Genomic DNA, 17,066 nt, shown 5'->3' on the forward strand with positions numbered 1-17,066 from the left:
GGCGGAGCCGGAACTCCACGACGTGGCCCCGGGCGTCGCGGAACTCCATGAACCCGGGTTCGGTCAAGAACATCGTGCCCTCCTGGTAGGGATCACCCCAGCCCGCCGGTGCTCCGCCGTTCGGTCCGTACAGGGGCTTTTCGGCTTCGTAGAAGTTCAGGCCGCTCTGCACCTCGTCGACGCCGCAGTGGGTGGTGATCTCGAAGTTCGGCAGGAAGCTGTGAGTCGGGCGCGGTAGGTGAACGGCGGCGCAGCCGGGTTCCGGCGTCGGTCATCGGAGCTGCCTTTCAGTTTTGCGAGCGCGCGGGACGCGCAGGTCTTGACCGTGCTGCGGGAGACGCCGAGCGTGTCGGCGATCTCGGCTTCCGAAAGGCCGGACCAGTACCGCAGCACGAGCACGTCCCGTTGCCGCCGCGGCAGTTGCCGCACGGCGGCGATGACCTCGCGGTGTTCCTCGTCGAGCAGGGCTTCGGCGGAGCGGGCGCCGTTGACGACCGAGACGCGCAGGTAGCCGCCGGCGCCGGCCGGGTCGTCGAGCGGCCACCGCTTGAAGAGCGCGACGAATGCGTCCTGCACGACGTCCTCGGCGAGGCCGCGGTCGCCGAGCAGCAGCACGGCCAGCCGGACGAGGCCGGGGCGGTGGGCACGGAAGGGTTCCGCCAGGTCCACGGCGGTGTCAGCGCTCAGGGTGTCCTCCTCGGCGTTTACCTGGTACACGCCGGGCGGAGGCCTCAGGTTGACAGCGCGAGCAACGCGGCCGCAACGCCCACTTCGACGCCCGCTCCGAGGACGTCGCCGGTGACGCCGCCGAGCCGTTTCGTGCAGCGGAGGAGGAGCGCCGCGGCGACGGCGTAGGCCAGCAAGACCGCCAGCGGTCCGCGCCACCAGGCCAGGCCCGGCGCGAGTGCCGCCAACGCCGCGGCGCCCAAAGCCACGGCCGCTGCCGCGACCTTGGGCACGGAGCCAGCGACGGTCGCGCCGAGTCCCTCCGGCCGGGCCGAAGGGACGCCGTTCGCGCAGGACATCGACAGCGTGCAGCGCCCGGCGAGCACCGCCACCACGGCGGCCGCGACGCCGTGGTTCGCGGTGATCGCCCCGGCCAGCGCGCCGACCTGGACGAGCAGGACGAACACCAGCGTCGCGACCCCGGTCGGCCCGGAGTCGCCGCGGCGCATGACGTCGAGGGCCTTGGCGCGGTCGTAGGAGGCGCCGAGGCCGTCGGCGGTGTCGGCGAGCCCGTCGAGGTGCAGGCCGCGGCTGCCGAGGGCCACCGCGCCGAGCGCCAGCCCGGCAGTGGCGAGGGCGGGCAGGTGCACGGCCTGGCCGGCGGCGACCGCCAGCGCGGCCGCCACGGCCAGCGGAACGGCGGCGAGCGGCGCGAGCAGCATGGCGCCCCCGGCAACGCGCCGATCGATGACGCGCGGCGCCGGGACGGGCACGGTGGTCAGCGTCCCGGCGGCCATCCGCGCGGCATCACCCCAGCGACTCACGTGAGATCGGCCAGCAGGCCCATTTCTGCGAGGATCGCCCGGGCCGCGCGCAGCGTCGGGATCGCCTGGACGGCGCCGCTTCCCTCACCCAGCCGCAGTCCCAGGTCCAGGATCGGGTCCAAGCCCAGTGCCTTCAGCGCGAACGCCTGCGACGGCTCCGTCGAGCGGTGCCCGGCCAGCCACCACTGCTCCGCGCCCGGCGCGATGTCGCGTGCCACCAGGGCCGCCGCTCCCGAGAAGACGCCGTCCAGGACCACCGGGATGCCGTGGACCGCCGCCTGGACCAGGAACCCGGCCGTGGCCGCCACGCACGCGCTGCCCAGGGCCGTCAGGCGCTCGAACGGGTCCTCCACGCGGCCCTCGGTGCGCGTCAGCGCCGCCGCGACCGCCGCCGTCTTGCGGTCCAGGCCCGCCGCGTCGACGCCGGTGCCGGTGCCGACGACCTCGGCGGCCGGCAGGCCGAGCGAAGCCGCGACCAGGGCCGCGCACATCGCCGTGTTGCCGATGCCCATGTCTCCCGGGATCAGCACGTCCGCGTCACGTTCTTCGTCCGCGATCGCGCGGCCCGCGTCGAACGCCGCCTGCGCTTCGCCCGGTTCGAGGGCGTCCTCGACGTCGATCGAGCCGGAACCGCGGCGGATCTTGTGGGCCGTCACGTCCGCGGGGACGTCCGAGCCGTCCCAGTCGACGCCGATGTCGGCGACCCGCACCTTGGCCCCGACCTGTGCGGCCAGCACGTTCACGCCGCTCTTGCCGGCGAGGAACACCCGCACCATCGCCGCGGTCACCTCGCGCGGGTACGCCGAGAGCGCGGACACGCCGTGGTCGCCCGCGAAGACGACCACGCGGACGTCGTTCAGGGGACGCGGCGGCACGCTGCCGTGCGCCGCGGCCAGCCAGGCGGCGATCTCTTCCAGCCTGCCCAGCGCGCCGAGCGGCTTGACGAGGCCGTCGAGCCGCTCGAGCGCGGCGGCGCGGGCGGCGGGGTCGGGCACGGGTACGTCGAACACGGGCGCCTCCGGTCTACAGGTCGAGCACCCGGCCCGCGACGACCAGCTGGACCCGGTCGGCGTCGGCGGACACCCGGTTGTTGAGTGCCCCCAGCACATCACGGAACAGCCGTCCGGACGAGGTTGCGGGCACCACACCGCTGCCGACCTCGTTGCTGACCGCGACCACCGGTACCCGCGCCGCGGCCCACGCGGCCAGGAAGTCCTCGAGGCGGTCGTCCAGCCGGTGCTCCCAGCCGCGCTTCTGCTCCCACGCGCCGACGTCGTCCAGCACCCGCGAGAGCCAGGTGCCGAGGCAGTCGATCAGCAGCGGCTCGGTCGCCTTCCGGAGGGTGCCCGCCAGGTCCGTCGTCTCGACGGTCTTCCAGTTCGACGGCCGCCGCGCCTGGTGCGCGGCCACCCGCGCGGCCCATTCGGGGTCGTCGTCGCTCGCGGGCAGGCCGGGCGCGACGTAGACGAGGTGCGGGTGGCGGGCGACGAGCCGCTCGGCGTGCCGTGACTTCCCCGAGCGGACCCCGCCGAGGACGAGCACCTTTCCTTCGTCGCGTCCGTACCGGCGGAGGGCGCGGGCCAGGTTTTCGAGATACCCGGCTAGCCGGTGGCTCAGCCCCGCCGACGTTTGCTTTCCCGCGGAGGCGGCGTTGGACACAGTCATACCGGGCATTGTGGTGCACGCGCTAACGTGCGCCACGTGCCACTCCGTCTAGGGACAACCGCGGCCGGACTCGTTACCGGATATGTCGCCGACGCCCTGTTCGGTGACCCCCGTCAGGGGCATCCGGTCGCGATCTTCGGCACCGCCGCCGCTCGTCTGGAGCAGCGCCTGTGGGCCGACTCGAAGCCGCGCGGAGCCGCGTACGCGGGCTTGTGCGCCTTCACGGCTGTCGGCCTTGGCGCCGCGCTTCAGACCGCGACGCGGCGAAGGCCCTTCGCACGCTTCGCGGCTACTGCCGTCTGTACGTGGGTCGTACTCGGTGGACGTGGTCTCGCGGACGAAGGCGCGGAGATGGCCAGACTGCTCGAAGCGGGCGAAGTGCCTTCGGCGCGTACGCGGCTTTCGCACCTCTGCGCGCGCGACGCGACGACGCTCGACTCCGCCGAGCTGACCCGCGCGGCGACCGAGTCGATCGCGGAGAACACGTCGGACGCCGTGGTCGCGCCGCTGTTCTGGGGAGCTGTCGCCGGGTTGCCCGGCCTGCTCGGCTACCGCGCGCTCAACACGCTCGACGCGATGGTGGGGTATCGGTCGGAGCGTTACCGCGAGTTCGGGTGGGCCGCGGCGCGCGCCGACGACCTGGTGAACCTGGCGCCGTCCCGGCTCGGGGCGGCGCTCACGGCGTTGTGCGCGCCCCTCGCCGGTGGGCGTGCGCGGGCGGCCTGGCGGGTCTGGCGACGCGACGGCGGCCTGCACCCGAGCCCGAACGCGGGCCAGGTGGAGGCCGCGTTCGCCGGCGCGCTGGACATCCGGCTGGGCGGCACGAACAGCTACGGGGGTGAGGTCGAGCGCCGGGCCCGCTTGGGCGAGGGGCGCGATCCGGAGCCGGTCGACCTGCGGCGGGCGGTGCGACTTTCCCGCCTGGTCGGGCTCGCCGCGGTCATCGTCGCCGCGGTGGCAGCCCCCACCACTCCCCGGGGGGCGGCCCCTGTCCAGTCTATCGGGGTGGCGGCCGGGGGAAGGGCCGCTCGGCGATCTGTGGACAACTCCGCGGCTGTGGACAACTCCGAGGGTGCCCGATGAGCGGCCTGCTCGTCGCGGGGACGACGTCCGATGCCGGCAAGAGCCTCGTCACCTCCGGGATCTGCCGGTGGCTCGCGCGGCGCGGGGTGCGCGTCGCGCCGTTCAAGGCGCAGAACATGTCCAACAACTCCATGGTCTGCGCCGACGGTGCCGAGATCGGGCGCGCCCAGTGGTTGCAGGCGCGCGCGGCCCGCGTCGAACCCGAGGCCGCGATGAATCCCGTGCTGCTCAAGCCCGGCAGTGATCGGCGCAGCCACGTCGTCGCCCTCGGGAAGCCCTTCGGGACGCTCGAAGCGGGGGAGTACGCGACCGGGCGGGCCGGGCTCGCCGAGATCGCCTTCGGCGCGTTCGAAGACCTCAGCGCGCGCTACGACGTCGTCGTCTGCGAAGGCGCCGGCAGCCCCGCGGAGATCAACCTGCGCGGCGGCGACTACGTCAACCTGGGGCTGGCGCGGCGGTTCGGGCTGCCCGTGCTCGTGGTCGGTGACATCGATCGCGGTGGCGTGCTCGCCGCGATGTTCGGCACCCTCGCGCTGCTCTCGGCCGAGGACCAGGCGCTCGTCGCGGGCTGGGTCGTCAACAAGTTCCGCGGCGACGTCGGCCTGCTGCGCCCCGGGCTCGACAGCCTCGAGAAGGTGACCGGACGGCCGGTGCTGGGCGTGCTGCCCTGGCTCGACCGGGTGTGGATCGACTCCGAGGACGCGCTGGCCGCGGCCGGCTGGCGCCGGGAGGCCCATGGCGGCGGCCTGAGCGTGGCGGTGGTCCGGTTCCCGCGCGCGTCCAACGCGACCGACGTCGACGCCCTCGCTGCCGAACCCGGCGTCACGGTGTCGCTCACCGCCGACCCGGATACGGTCGCGGCGGCGGACGTCGTGGTGCTGCCCGGTTCCCGCGCCACGGTCGGCGACCTGGCCTGGCTGCGCGCCCGCGGCCTCGACACCGCTCTGGCCGCCCGCGCCGCGGCCGGAAAGCCGGTCCTCGGCATCTGCGGTGGCTACCAGATGCTCGCGGAGTCCATTGTGGACGACGTCGAGTCCGGCGCGGGCGAGGTGGCGGGCCTGGGCCTGCTGCCGGCCCGGGTGACGTTCGCCGAGGAGAAGGTGCTCGCGCGCCCGTCGGGCGAGTGGCGCGGCACCCGCGTCGACGCCTACGAGATCCACCACGGCTCGGTGACGGCGTCCGCGCCCCTGGAGTCCTTTCTGGACGGTCACCGGTCCGGCGCGGTCTGGGGAACCCTGTGGCACGGCGCGTTCGAGAACGACGCCTTCCGCCGCGCGTGGCTCACCGAGGCGGCGGCGCAGGCGGGCGTCGCGTGGACGCCGTCCCCGGACGCCCCGGGCTTCGCCGTCCTGCGCGAGGACATGCTGGACCGGCTGGCGGACGCCGTCGACGAGCACCTCGACACGGCCGCGCTGCTCACGGTGCTGGAGCTGGGCGCGCCGAAGGGCCTGCCGTTCGTGCCGCCCGGCGCGCCCTAGCCGTCACGGCCCGACGTGCTCGGTGAGCTTGCCGCTCGCCTTTCCGAACGTGCAGGTCGCCGCCCGGTCCCCGGTGCGCCACGACGACTCGGTCGGGACGTGTGCGCGGAACTCCAGGCCGGGCGGCGGGGTGCCGCCGGTGAAGTACGCGGCTCCCGCGATCCGGCACAACGGCTGCGCCAGCTCCCGCAGCGTGGTGAGGCCCGGATAGGCCTCCTCGCCGTTGGCGACGTCGACCCGGGCGGCGATCTGCTCGTCGTGCGGCACGTCGCAGGCCATCCGGATCACGTTCCCGCCGTCCGCGCCGGCGTCCAGGCAGTCGCCGACCGCCATGCCGCCGACGTAGTCCGGGGCGGCCGCGCGCTGCGGCGTGATCGCGACGAGGCCGACACCCAGCCAGAGCACGGCGAGCACCATCCCGGCGATCGCCAAGCCGCTGCCGCTCCGGCCGGTGCGGCTGGTCCGGACCACCGCGCGGATCCCGAAACCGAACGCGAACGGGACCAGCCCGAGCAGCCCCATGACGAACGCCGTGATCGCGAACCCGTCGGTCCCGGCGGACTCGACGGGTCCGCGGACCGTCGTCTGGCTGTGGTTGGACAGCGTCGAGCGCGTGTCGTCGAACAAGACTCCCCCTCCGGAATCCCCCGACCCGGCGGGGAAATCCTAGAGGAGCGGCGCCGGCTCGGTGATCACGAAACGGCGGCGGCCGGGGCCTTCTTGTTCAGCGACTTCTCCGCGAGGGCACCGAAGGACAGGCCCAGGGCCAGCCAGAGCGTTGCCTGCGTGCCGATCGAGGCCGTGCGGAAGCGCCAGAGCGTCGACGCCGGGAACGCCGCCGGGACCTCGTCGACCACCGGCATCAGCCACGCCACCAGGGCGACCACCACGACGTAGCCCGCCGCCGCGAGGAGGAAGCCGTTCAGCGCGCCGAAGCGGTCCGCGAGCTTGCGGCCGAACACCGTCGCCAGGATGCCCGCGAGCAGCGACACCGCGACGAACCCGAAGTACAGCTCGGTGCGCGAGCCGATCGTGCCCGGCTGGCCCACCGCGGGCGGGTTGGCCGGGTACTTCAGGAACGGGACCAGGAACACCACGGCGAACGCGCCGCCGGTGAGCAGCAACGCCGTCACGCGCGGCCGCAGGCTGCCGAGCCGTCCTTGGGCGAACGCGAAGGCGAGCGAGAGCAGGCCACCGATCGCGACGGCGTAGACCAGCACCCCGGTCAGCAGCCCGACGGTGCTCTGGATGTCCCGCGGGACGAGCTCCTCTTCGGGTGCTTCGGCGGCCTGGCCGGTGTCGGCGGTCCCGGCGTCGTGGGCGTGGTCGTGCGAGAGGGTCTCTTCGAGGCCGATGGACGTGTCGACCGGCGGCTCGCCGAACGCGTAGGCGAAACCGAACGCGAGCACACCGGCGATCAGGCCCGCGAGCATGCCGCGGACCAGCAGGTTCTTCATCATGAAAGTACGTGCCGCCGATCAGTGGCAGGGGAAGGCCAGCAGGTGCCGGCCGTCGTGCACGAACTCGTGGACGTACATGTTCGCGAAGATCGAGGTGGCGCCCTGCTCGGCGCTCACGAAGTAGACGGCGATCAGGGCGAGGAGCACCACGAACACCGCCCACGGGACGATCTCGCGGATCGGGATCCGGACGGGGAGCGGAACGGCGGGAGCTGCCGCTTGCGACATGGTGGGGGCCTCCTCGGGCTTTCGCGGCCTCATCGGGGTCGTACAACGGTCCGGGTCTGGCTTCCCCCTCGCAGGGGTCACAGTGGCGCGACCGCGCGGACTTGCACCGCGTTCCGGAATTCGTCGTCTTGCCGGTTGAGCGTAGGTCCGCACTTCCGGGCCCGTCAATGTGACAATGCGCCGGTGACTCGAATGGTGGCGGCCCTCGACGTGGGCGGTACGACGATCAAGGCGGCGCTGCTCGACGAGCAGCTGCAGCCGAAGGCGACGCTGCGGGCCGAGACGGCGCGCAGCGCGGACGGCACGGCGCTCGCCGCGCAGGTGGCGGACATCGTGGCTTCGCTGGCCGAGCAGGCCGGCACGGAGACACCCGCGGCGGTCGGCGTGGTGGTGCCGGGGATCGTCGACGAGGAGACCCGGATCTGCCACTTCTCGGCCAACCTCGACTGGCGCGAGGTCCACTTCGGCGAGCTGCTGGAGGATCGGGTCGGCCTCCCGGTGGCGTTCGGGCACGACGTCACCGCGGGCGGCATCGCCGAGTTCCGCGTCGGCGCCGGGCAGGGGGTGCGGAACGCGGCGTTCATCCCGGTCGGCACCGGGATCGCGGCCGCGCTGCTGCTCGACGGCCGGATCCACCGGGCGGGCGGGCAGGCGGGCGAGGTCGGGCACATCGACGTCGGCCACTCGCTGAAGTGCGGCTGCGGCGCGATCGGCTGCCTGGAGGCGATCTCGTCGGCGGCGGCGATCGCCCGCCGCTACACCGAACGCACGGGCCGCCCGGCCGACGGCGCCCGCGAGGTGGTGGAGCTGGCCCGCCACGGCGACGAGGTGGCGGTGGAGGTGGTCCAGGACGCCCTGGACGGCCTCGGCCACGGCATCCGCACCCTGCTGACGCTGCTGGGCCCGGAGGTGATCGTCCTGGGCGGCGGCCTGTTCACGGCGGCGGACTACGTCCTGGAGCCGGTGCGCGACTGGCTGGCCGCGCACCTGACGTTCCAGAAGATGCCGGAGCTGCGGATCGCGAAGCTGGGGGACGAGGCGGGCCGGCTGGGCGCGGCGCTGCTGGCCTTGGACCGGCTGGCGGCGCTCTGAGGGGCGGGTTTTCGCAGTTCAGAGCCTATAGAATGAACAGAGGCCGCTCAGGCCGTCACGACCTCGACTCCCGCTGCTTCGAAGGCTGCCACCTGCTCCGGGTCCGCGCCCGAGTCCGTGATCAGCTGGTGGACGGCCGTGGTGTCGCAGATGCGGGCGAACGCGTGGCCGCCCAGTTTGCCGCTGTCCGCGATCACCACCACCTGGCGCGCCCGGGACGCCAGCAAGCGGTTGATGCTCGCCTCGCCTTCGTGGTGGGCGTACGCGCCGCGCTCGGGGTCGAACGCGTCCACGCCCAGGAAGACCAGGTCCAGGGTGATCTGGTCGAGGAACAGGCTGGCCAGCGGGCCCGTCAGCTCGAACGAGTGCTGCCGGGCCACGCCGCCGGTGACCACGATCTTGATGTTCGGCCGGACCGCCAGCTCGTGCGCGATGTTGAGCGCGTTCGTCACCACCGTCAGCGCCGGTGAGCCGTCGCGTTCGGCCAGTTCCGGGCGCAGGGCCAGCGCGCGGGCGACCTCGGTGCTCGTCGTGCCGCCGTTGAGGCCCAGCACCATGCCGCGCTCGACCAGCCGGGCGGCGGCCGCGCTGATGCGCTGCTTCTCCGGCGCGTTGCGCGCGGCCTTGTGCCGCAGCGGCAGGTCGTACGCGACGTTGCTCGCCACCGCCCCGCCCCGGGTGCGGGTCAGCAGCCGGCGGCCGGCCAGGTGGTCCAGATCGCGCCGGATCGTGGCGGGGGAGACGTCGAGCTCCTCCGCGGAGGCCTCGACGTCGATCTTGTCCCGCTGCCCCACCATGTCCAGCAGTGCGCTGAGCCGTTCGTGCCGGTCCAACCCCGTCCCTTTCGCCGCACTTCACCCAGAGCGACCAAGGTACCGGGTAATCAGAGCGAACGGAGGAACGCCAGCGACGGCATGAAGAAGTATTCGCCGCCCTTGAGGGTGACCGACTGCGGCACCGGGTCCGCCGTGCGCCGGGCCGAGCCGCCCCAGTCGACCGTGTAGTCGGACGGTGCTCGCGTGCCCTGGCCGATCACCGGGTCCAGGCCCGGGGTGACGCCGTCCACGATCGGGAAGCCCGGGTTGTCCGCCCAGATCGCCTGGGTGAACTCGAACTGGTTGCCCAGCACCGAGTTGAAGGCCATGAACAGCAGCCCGACGCCGCCGCTCGGGCGCGCCGCGGGCGGCAGGTCCGTGTTCGGGTCGTCCGGGCGCTCGCCGTAGGTGACGCCGCGGCGGGCCATCAGGTGCAGCCGCTCGCCGGGCGGCTCCTCGGCGCCGCCGGAGCCGCGCGGGTTCGTCTTGCGGATGTGCGCCTGGAACGGGCACTTGAGCGCGGCGCGGTCGCCGTCGTAGGTGAAGTTGTTCGACACCGGGCTCTCGGCGCCGTCCTCCCGCTGGGTGGTCAGCGGCGTGCCGTCCTCGAACCGGCCGATGATCATCGCGCCGGCGCGCTCGCGGTCGTCGCCGGTGAGGCCGAGCGTGTCGGCGAGGTCCGATTCCGCCTGCTTGAACCGGCGGACGTTCTGCTCCAGCTTGCGGAAAACGAAGTAACTGCCGAAATGCACGCCAGGATCCGGCGCCGCGGTGTCGGACACCAATACCTGGGAAAGCGGCGCCGCCGGGTTCCACACGTTGATGCCGTCCGTGTTGTTCTTTTCCGCGTCGACGTCTTCGGTCAGGAACAACGGCTGGCTCCGGCCGTCGACGTACCCGAAGTGCTCGATGCCCTCGCCGCGCGCGTTGACCCGGCCGAGCCCGGTCTCCTCCGCCGCGACCGTGACGGAGTCCGGCAGCAGGTCGAGGATCTCGTTGCGCCGCGCGGTCATCGCCTTGTCGGTGGCGTCCCCGACGAGCACGACGGCGTGGATTTCGCTGTGGTAGCCCGGATCGAACGTCGAGCGCGGCGGGTCGTCCAGCCGCCGCCGGGTGTCCGGGGCCGCCATGCCCCGCAGGAACGCCTCGTCCTGCGGGAAGTTCTCGACGCCGAGCACGCGGTAGCCCGGCGCGGTGAGCCCGACGCCGACGTACGGTGTTCCGGCGCCGCCGCCGGTCTTGAACCCGCCGACCTCGGTGAGATGTTCCTTGGCGGACTTCATCTTCCCGGTGACCGAGACGAGGAAGGCCCGCGCCTCCGCCGGGTCGCCGAACGTCAGGAACAGCGCCGAAAGGTGATCACGCACGTGCGCCTTGAGGATGTTCGGCTGCAGTTCGCCGAGCATCGTCGCGGCGTCGCCGCTCGCCGTGGTCCAGGACAGTGTGGTGGACAGATCGACAGACATCAGGGTCCCCTCCCCAAGTAAACCGCCTCGCGGCGGTACCCGGCCGGCGCCTCCCCTTCGGCCAGCCGGGTCCCCTGAAGACAGAATGCAACGAACCGGCGGCTTCGCGCCACCGGTTCGGCGGTTTCACACGAAAGATTAAGTTGAACGCGGAAAGGAAACGCGGTCCGTGCAAAACGGGGGACAGCGCCGGCGGAGGTGACGGCTTTGGCACCTCCGCCGGCGCCGGGCGCTACGCGAGCGGGCGGTCCGTCGGCGCGATCGGCGCGGGCAGGATGCCGCGCCCGGTCAGGAACGCGTCGACGCCGGCCGCCGCGGAACGGCCTTCGGCGATGGCCCAGACGATCAGGGACTGGCCGCGGCCCATGTCGCCCGCGACGAACACGTTGTCCAGGCTCGTCTTGAACGCCTTGTCGCGCGCCACGTTGCCGCGCGCGTCCAGCTCGACGCCGAGGTCCTCGACCAGGCCCTGCTTCTGCGGCCCGAGGAACCCCATCGCCAGCAGCACGAGCTGCGCGGGCAGCTCGGTCTCGGTGCCCTCGACCGGGACGAACTTGCCGCCCTCGTTGCGCACCTCGACCAGCTTCAGCGCCCGCACCCGGCCGTCCGCGTCGGCCACGAACTCCTGCGTGTTGACCGAATACAGCCGCTCGCCGCCCTCTTCGTGCGCCGAGGACACCCGGTAGATCATCGGGTAGGTCGGCCACGGGTGGGCGTCGGAGCGGGCCTCCGGCGGCCGCGGCATGATCTCCAGCTGTGTCACCGAGCGGGCGCCCTGGCGGTGCGACGTCCCGACGCAGTCCGCGCCCGTGTCGCCGCCGCCGATCACGACGACGTCGAGCCCCTCGGCCGAGTACGGCGAGACGTCGAGGTCACCGGAGGCGACCCGGTTGGCCGGCGGCAGGAACTCCATCGCCTGGTGGATGCCGTCGAACTCGCGGCCGGGGATCGGCAGGTCGCGCCAGTCGGTCGCGCCACCGGCCAGCACCACGGCGTCGTAGGACGACCGCAGCTCGGCGGTGGTGACGTTCACGCCGACGTTCACCGAGGTGCGGAACTCCGTGCCCTCGGCCTCCATCTGCGCGATCCGCCGGTCCAGGCGGTGCTTCTCCATCTTGAACTCGGGGATGCCGTAGCGCAGCAGCCCGCCGATCTTGTCGGCCCGCTCGAGGACCACGACGCTGTGGCCCGCGCGCGTGAGCTGCTGCGCCGCGGCGAGTCCCGACGGCCCGGACCCGACGACCGCAACCTTCTTGCCGGTCTTCGCCGAAGGCACCTCCGGCGTCACCCAGCCCTCTTCGAAGGCACGGTCGATGATGGAGATCTCGACGCGCTTGATGGTCACCGGGTCGTCGTTGATCCCGAGCACGCACGCGGTTTCGCACGGTGCCGGGCACAGGGTGCCGGTGAACTCCGGGAAGTTGTTGGTCGCGTGCAGCCGGTCGGCCGCCTGCTGCCAGTCTTCCCGCCACACCAGCGTGTTCCACTCCGGGATCAGGTTCCCGAGCGGGCAGCCCTGGTGGCAGAACGGGATGCCGCAGTCCATGCAGCGGCCGGCCTGCTTCTCCAGCTTCGTCGACGCGAAGTCCTCGTAGACCTCGCGCCAGTCCATCAGCCGCAGGTCGACCGGACGGCGCTTCGGCTCTTCGCGCGTGGTGGTCAGAAAGCCCTTGGGGTCAGCCATGTGCGGCCTCCATGATCGCCTCGTTCACGTCGCGCCCGTCGCGTTCGGCCTGCACCTGGGCGGCGAGCACGCGCTTGTAGTCCTTCGGCATGACCTTGCCGAACCGGTCGACGCCCGCGTCCCAGTCGGCGAGCAGGGCCCGCGCGACCGCGGACTCCGTTTCGTTGTAGTGCTTTTCGAGGGCCTCGCGCAGGAAGTCGGCGTCCTCGGAGTCGAGCGGGTCGATGTCGACCATCTCCGGGTTGACGCGGTGCACGGGCAGGTCCAGCACGTACGCGACCCCGCCCGACATGCCGGCCGCGAAGTTGCGGCCGATCTGCCCGAGCACGACCATCCGGCCGCCGGTCATGTACTCGCCGCCGTGGTCGCCGACGCCTTCGACGACGGCCAGCGCGCCCGAGTTGCGCACGCAGAACCGCTCGCCGACCTTGCCGCGGATGAAGATCTCGCCGCTGGTCGCGCCGTAGGCGATCACGTTGCCGGCGATGATGTGCTCCTCGGCGGCGTACTGCGCCTCCTTCGGCGGGCGCACGATCAGCCGGCCGCCGGACAGGCCCTTGCCGACGTAGTCGTTGCCGTCGCCGTAGAGCCGCAGCGTGATGCCCTTCGGCACGAACGCGCCGAACGACTGGCCCGCGGTCCCGGTGAAGGTGACGTCGATGGTGTCGTCCGGCAGGCCCTCGCCGCCCCACCGCTTGGTCAGCTCGGAGCCGAGCATCGTGCCGACGGTCCGGTTCACGTTGCGGACGGGGAGTTCCAGCCGCACCTTGTCACCCGAGTTGAGGGCACCCTCGGCGAGCTGGATCAGCGTGTTGTCGAGCGCCTTCTCGAGCCCGTGGTCCTGCTGCGTCTGCTGCAGCCGCAGGCCGGCCGGAGCCATGTCGGGCACGTGGAAGATCGGCGACAGGTCGAGCCCGGACGCCTTCCAGTGGTCGATCGCCTTGCGCTTGTCGAGGAACTCGGCGTGGCCGACGGCCTCGGCGATCGACCGGAAACCCAGCTCCGCCAGGTACTCGCGGACCTCCTGGGCGATGAACTCGAAGAAGTTCACGACGTACTCGGCCTTGCCGCTGAACTTCTCGCGCAGCTTCGGGTTCTGCGTTGCGACCCCCACCGGGCACGTGTCGAGGTGGCAGACGCGCATCATGATGCAGCCCGACACCACCAGCGGCGCGGTCGCGAAGCCGAACTCCTCGGCGCCGAGCAGCGCCGCGATGACGACGTCGCGGCCGGTCTTGAGCTGGCCGTCGGTCTGCACCACGATCCGGTCGCGCAGCCGGTTGGCCAGCAGCGTCTGCTGCGTCTCGGCCAGGCCCAGCTCCCACGGCCCGCCGGCGTGCTTGATGGACGACAGCGGCGACGCGCCCGTCCCGCCGTCGTGACCGGAGATGAGCACGACGTCCGCGTGCGCCTTCGAGACGCCCGCGGCGACCGTGCCGACGCCGACCTCGGACACGAGCTTCACGTGGATGCGCGCGCGGGGGTTGGCGTTCTTGAGGTCGTGGATCAGCTGGGCCAGGTCCTCGATCGAGTAGATGTCGTGGTGCGGCGGCGGCGAGATGAGCCCGACACCCGGCGTCGAGTACCGCGTCTTCGCGATCCACGGGTACACCTTCGCGCCGGGCAGCTGCCCGCCTTCGCCCGGCTTCGCGCCCTGCGCCATCTTGATCTGGATGTCGTCGGCGTTGACCAGGTACTCGCTCGTGACGCCGAAGCGCCCGGACGCGACCTGCTTAACGGCGCTTCGCCGCTCCGGGTCGTAGAGCCGCTCAGCGTCTTCGCCGCCTTCACCGGTGTTGGACTTCCCGCCGAGGCGGTTCATCGCGATGGCGAGGGTCTGGTGCATCTCCATCGAGATCGAGCCGTAGGAGATCGCGCCGGTGGCGAACCGCTTGACGATCTCCGAAACCGGCTCGACCTCGTCGATCGGCACGGGCGCCCGCTTGCCGTACTGGAAGCCGAACAGCCCGCGCAGCGTCAGCAGCTTCTCGGCCTGGTCGTCGACGGCCTTCGTGTACTCCTTGAAGACGTCGTACTTCCCGGACCGCGTGGAGTGCTGGAGCTTGAACACCGTCTGCGGGTTGAACAGGTGCGGCTCACCCTCGCGGCGCCACTGGTAGTCGGCGCCGGTCTCCAGCTCGCGGTGGGCGGCGCGGACGCCGTCGGCCGGGAACGCGTACAGGTGCCGCTTGGCGACCTCGTCGGCCAGCGTGCCGAAGCCGACGCCGCCGAGGCGCGAGGTCGTGCCGGTGAAGCAGTTGTCGACGACCTCTTCGCCGAGCCCGATCGCCTCGAAGATCTGCGCGCCGGTGTAGGACGCGACGGTCGAGACGCCCATCTTGGACATCGTCTTGCGGACGCCCTTGCCCAGCGCCTTGATCAGGTTGTGGGTCGCCTCCTTCGGCGTCACGCCCGGGATCAGGCCCTGGTGGGCCATCTCCTCGACGGTCGCCATCGCGAGGTACGGGTTGACCGCGGCGACGCCGTAACCGATGAGCAGCGCGATGTGGTGCACCTCGCGCGCGTCGCCGGCCTCGACGATCAGGCCGACCTGCGTGCGCGTCTTCTCGCGGACGAGGTGGTGGTGCACCGCCCCGGTCAGCAGCAGCGACGGGATCGGCGCGTGGTCCTCGTCGAGCCCGCGGTCGGACAGCACGATCAGCCGCGCGCCGTCCTCGATCGCCTCGGACACCTCGGCGCGGATCTCGTCGAGCCGCTGGACGAGCGCCTCACCGCCGCCGTGGACGTTGTACCGGCCGAGCACGGTGACGGCCTGGAACTCCGGCAGCGTGCCGTCGTCGTTGACGTGCACGAGCTTGGCGAGCTGGTCGTTGTCGAGCACCGGGAACGGCAGCACGATCCGGCGGCACGACGCCGCGTTCCCGTCCAGCAGGTTCGGCTCGGCGCCGATCTGCGTGCCGAGCGCGGTCACCAGCTCCTCGCGGATCGCGTCCAGCGGCGGGTTCGTGACCTGCGCGAACAGCTGGATGAAGTAGTCGAACAGCAGCCGCGACCGGCTGGACAGCGGCGCCAGCGGCGAGTCGTTGCCCATCGAGCCGATCGGCTCCGCGCCGGTGCGGGCCATCGGCTCCAGGATGGTTTCGAGGTCCTCCTCGGTGTAGCCGAACGCCTGCTGGCGGCGCACGAGCGCGGCGTGCAGCGGCACCTCGCGGTCGCGCTCGGGCAGGGCGTCGAGGTGCAGCAGGCCGGCCTCGACCCACTCGTCGTACGGGTGCTCGGTCGCCAGCTCGGTCTTGATCTCCTCGTCCTCGACGATCCGGCCCTCGGCGGTGTCCACGAGGAACATCCGGCCGGGCTCGAGACGTCCCTTGCGGACGATCGTCGCCGGGTCGATGTCGAGCACGCCGACCTCCGAGGCGAGCACGACGAGACCGTCGTCGGTCACCCAGTAGCGGCCGGGGCGCAGGCCGTTGCGGTCGAGCACCGCGCCGATCTGGCTGCCGTCGGTGAAGGCGACCAGCGCCGGGCCGTCCCACGGCTCCATCAGCGTCGAGTGGAACTCGTAGAAGGCGCGCCGGGCCGGGTCCATCTCCTGGTGGTTCTCCCAGGCCTCCGGGATCATCATCAGGACGGCGTGGGGCAGCGGGCGGCCGCCGAGGTGGAGCAGCTCCAGCACCTCGTCGAAGGACGCCGAGTCGCTGGCGCCGCGGGTGATCACCGGGTAGATCCGCTTGAGGTCGCCCGGGATCAGGTCGGTCTCGAGCAGCGCCTCGCGGGCGTCCATCCAGTTGCGGTTGCCGCGCAGGGTGTTGATCTCGCCGTTGTGCGCGACGTACCGGTACGGGTGCGCCAGCGGCCACGACGGGAAGGTGTTGGTGGAGAAGCGGGAGTGCACCAGGCCGAGCGCGCTGGTGACCCGCTCGTCGGTCAGGTCGGCGAAGAACCGCTCGACCTGCGGCTCGGTGAGCATTCCTTTGTAGACGATCGTGCGCGACGACAGGCTGGGGAAGTACACGTCTTCGTCGACGAGTTCGTGCTCGGCGCGCTTGCGGACGCAGAACGCGCTGCGCTCGATGTGCAGCGGGTCCGAGTGCTCCGGCTTCGGGCGGCGCGCGGCGAGGAACAACTGCGTGAAGTGCGGCATCGTCTCGGCCGCGGTCGGCCCGCAGTGCTCGGGGTTGACCGGCAGCTCGCGCCAGCCGAGCACGCGCATGTCCTCTTCGGCCGCGATGCGCTCGATGGTCGTCATCGCCCGGCCGCGGCGTTTTTCGTCCTGCGGCAGGAAAGCGGTGCCGACGGCGTAGGTGCCCGGTTCGGGCAGCGCGAAGTCGACGACCTCGCGGTAGAACTCGTCCGGGATCTGGATCAGGAGCCCGGCGCCGTCCCCGGTGTCCGGTTCGGCGCCCCGCGCCCCTCGGTGCTCCAGGTTGCGCAACGCGACCAGGGCCTTCGAGACGATGGCGTGGTCCCGGCGCCCGGTGAGGTCGGCGACGAACGCGACACCGCAGGCGTCGTGTTCGTATTCGCTCCGGTAAAGGCCCTTGGCCTCGGCGTTGCTGAGCTGCTCCCCCGACGGGGGGAGGGCGCTGGCACGGTGGGTCACGGCTGGCCGCCTCCCAAGGCGTTGGCGTGACCGGTACTCAC

Annotated in this window: 14 protein-coding genes; 3 read left to right on the forward strand and 11 right to left on the reverse strand. The window is 72.2% G+C overall.

Annotated features, from left to right (window positions below; genetic code table 11):
• Positions 1–156: 156 nt before the first annotated feature.
• Genes VA596_RS38475 through VA596_RS38490 form a run of 4 tightly spaced genes read right to left on the reverse strand, consistent with a single transcriptional unit; the run spans position 157 to position 3,155 of the window.
• Entirely contained in the window at positions 157–717 is a 561-nt protein-coding gene (locus VA596_RS38475) for a sigma-70 family RNA polymerase sigma factor (RefSeq protein ID WP_323334000.1), read from the reverse strand.
• A 14-nt stretch (positions 718–731) separates the two neighbouring features.
• Positions 732–1,463, reverse strand: coding sequence for an adenosylcobinamide-GDP ribazoletransferase (locus VA596_RS38480; RefSeq protein WP_323334002.1), 732 nt, complete (start codon positions 1,461–1,463; stop codon positions 732–734).
• Between the two features lie 23 nt (positions 1,464–1,486).
• Positions 1,487–2,500 (reverse strand): nicotinate-nucleotide--dimethylbenzimidazole phosphoribosyltransferase, encoded by a 1,014-nt coding sequence (gene cobT, locus VA596_RS38485; protein WP_323334004.1) that lies wholly within the window; start codon positions 2,498–2,500, stop codon positions 1,487–1,489.
• A 13-nt stretch (positions 2,501–2,513) separates the two neighbouring features.
• Positions 2,514–3,155 (reverse strand): bifunctional adenosylcobinamide kinase/adenosylcobinamide-phosphate guanylyltransferase, encoded by a 642-nt coding sequence (locus tag VA596_RS38490; protein WP_323334006.1) that lies wholly within the window; start codon positions 3,153–3,155, stop codon positions 2,514–2,516.
• Positions 3,156–3,191: 36 nt separating this feature from the next.
• On the opposite strand from VA596_RS38490, the gene VA596_RS38495 reads away from it, so the two are divergent.
• Both VA596_RS38495 and VA596_RS38500 read left to right on the forward strand, forming a co-directional pair.
• Positions 3,192–4,238: a cobalamin biosynthesis protein gene (locus tag VA596_RS38495; protein WP_323334008.1), complete on the forward strand. Its 1,047-nt coding sequence runs from the start codon at positions 3,192–3,194 to the stop codon at positions 4,236–4,238.
• Positions 4,235–5,716, forward strand: coding sequence for a cobyric acid synthase (locus tag VA596_RS38500; RefSeq protein WP_323334010.1), 1,482 nt, complete (start codon positions 4,235–4,237; stop codon positions 5,714–5,716). Before VA596_RS38495 ends, VA596_RS38500 begins: the two co-directional genes overlap by 4 nt.
• Before the next feature lie 3 nt (positions 5,717–5,719).
• Here the strand turns inward: VA596_RS38500 and VA596_RS38505 are convergent, their stop codons facing one another.
• From VA596_RS38505 to VA596_RS38515, 3 genes are all read right to left on the reverse strand, one after another.
• Positions 5,720–6,343 carry a DUF4190 domain-containing protein gene (locus VA596_RS38505; RefSeq protein ID WP_323334011.1) on the reverse strand — a complete coding sequence of 208 codons (624 nt, stop codon included), beginning with the start codon at positions 6,341–6,343 and terminating at the stop codon, positions 5,720–5,722.
• A gap of 65 nt (positions 6,344–6,408) precedes the next feature.
• Positions 6,409–7,176, reverse strand: coding sequence for a CbtA family protein (locus VA596_RS38510; RefSeq protein ID WP_323334013.1), 768 nt, complete (start codon positions 7,174–7,176; stop codon positions 6,409–6,411).
• Between the two features lie 18 nt (positions 7,177–7,194).
• Complete coding sequence (locus tag VA596_RS38515; protein WP_323334015.1) at positions 7,195–7,404, reverse strand: CbtB domain-containing protein; 210 nt, start codon at positions 7,402–7,404, stop codon at positions 7,195–7,197.
• 192 nt (positions 7,405–7,596) lie between these two features.
• Here VA596_RS38515 and VA596_RS38520 point away from each other — a divergent pair, with 192 nt between their 5' ends.
• Positions 7,597–8,496, forward strand: coding sequence for an ROK family protein (locus VA596_RS38520; protein ID WP_323334301.1), 900 nt, complete (start codon positions 7,597–7,599; stop codon positions 8,494–8,496).
• A gap of 47 nt (positions 8,497–8,543) precedes the next feature.
• On the opposite strand, the gene VA596_RS38525 is transcribed toward VA596_RS38520, so the two are convergent.
• From VA596_RS38525 to gltB, 4 genes are all read right to left on the reverse strand, one after another.
• A complete protein-coding gene (locus tag VA596_RS38525; RefSeq protein ID WP_323334017.1) occupies positions 8,544–9,329 on the reverse strand; it encodes a DeoR/GlpR family DNA-binding transcription regulator in 786 nt (261 codons plus the stop codon).
• Positions 9,330–9,379: 50 nt separating this feature from the next.
• Positions 9,380–10,777, reverse strand: coding sequence for a Dyp-type peroxidase (locus VA596_RS38530; protein ID WP_323334019.1), 1,398 nt, complete (start codon positions 10,775–10,777; stop codon positions 9,380–9,382).
• Positions 10,778–11,009: 232 nt separating this feature from the next.
• Complete coding sequence (locus tag VA596_RS38535; protein ID WP_323334021.1) at positions 11,010–12,461, reverse strand: glutamate synthase subunit beta; 1,452 nt, start codon at positions 12,459–12,461, stop codon at positions 11,010–11,012.
• Positions 12,454–17,025 (reverse strand): glutamate synthase large subunit, encoded by a 4,572-nt coding sequence (gltB, locus tag VA596_RS38540; protein WP_323334024.1) that lies wholly within the window; start codon positions 17,023–17,025, stop codon positions 12,454–12,456. Before gltB ends, VA596_RS38535 begins: the two co-directional genes overlap by 8 nt.
• Between the last annotated feature and the right edge of the window lie 41 nt (positions 17,026–17,066).

It is taken from the genome of Amycolatopsis heterodermiae (assembly GCF_034929455.1).
GTDB classification, from domain to species: domain Bacteria; phylum Actinomycetota; class Actinomycetes; order Mycobacteriales; family Pseudonocardiaceae; genus Amycolatopsis; species Amycolatopsis heterodermiae.

What these genes read in the sequence shown, in the direction of transcription:
- VA596_RS38480 (WP_323334002.1), bottom strand. Translation starts at nt 1,463, where the DNA reads ATGGCCGCCGGGACGCTGACCACCGTGCCCGTCCCGGCGCCGCGCGTC.
- VA596_RS38490 (WP_323334006.1), bottom strand. Translation starts at nt 3,155, where the DNA reads ATGACTGTGTCCAACGCCGCCTCCGCGGGAAAGCAAACGTCGGCGGGG.
- VA596_RS38500 (WP_323334010.1), top strand. Translation starts at nt 4,235, where the DNA reads ATGAGCGGCCTGCTCGTCGCGGGGACGACGTCCGATGCCGGCAAGAGC.
- VA596_RS38510 (WP_323334013.1), bottom strand. Translation starts at nt 7,176, where the DNA reads ATGATGAAGAACCTGCTGGTCCGCGGCATGCTCGCGGGCCTGATCGCC.
- VA596_RS38515 (WP_323334015.1), bottom strand. Translation starts at nt 7,404, where the DNA reads ATGTCGCAAGCGGCAGCTCCCGCCGTTCCGCTCCCCGTCCGGATCCCG.
- VA596_RS38520 (WP_323334301.1), top strand. Translation starts at nt 7,597, where the DNA reads ATGGTGGCGGCCCTCGACGTGGGCGGTACGACGATCAAGGCGGCGCTG.
- VA596_RS38530 (WP_323334019.1), bottom strand. Translation starts at nt 10,777, where the DNA reads ATGTCTGTCGATCTGTCCACCACACTGTCCTGGACCACGGCGAGCGGC.
- VA596_RS38535 (WP_323334021.1), bottom strand. Translation starts at nt 12,461, where the DNA reads ATGGCTGACCCCAAGGGCTTTCTGACCACCACGCGCGAAGAGCCGAAG.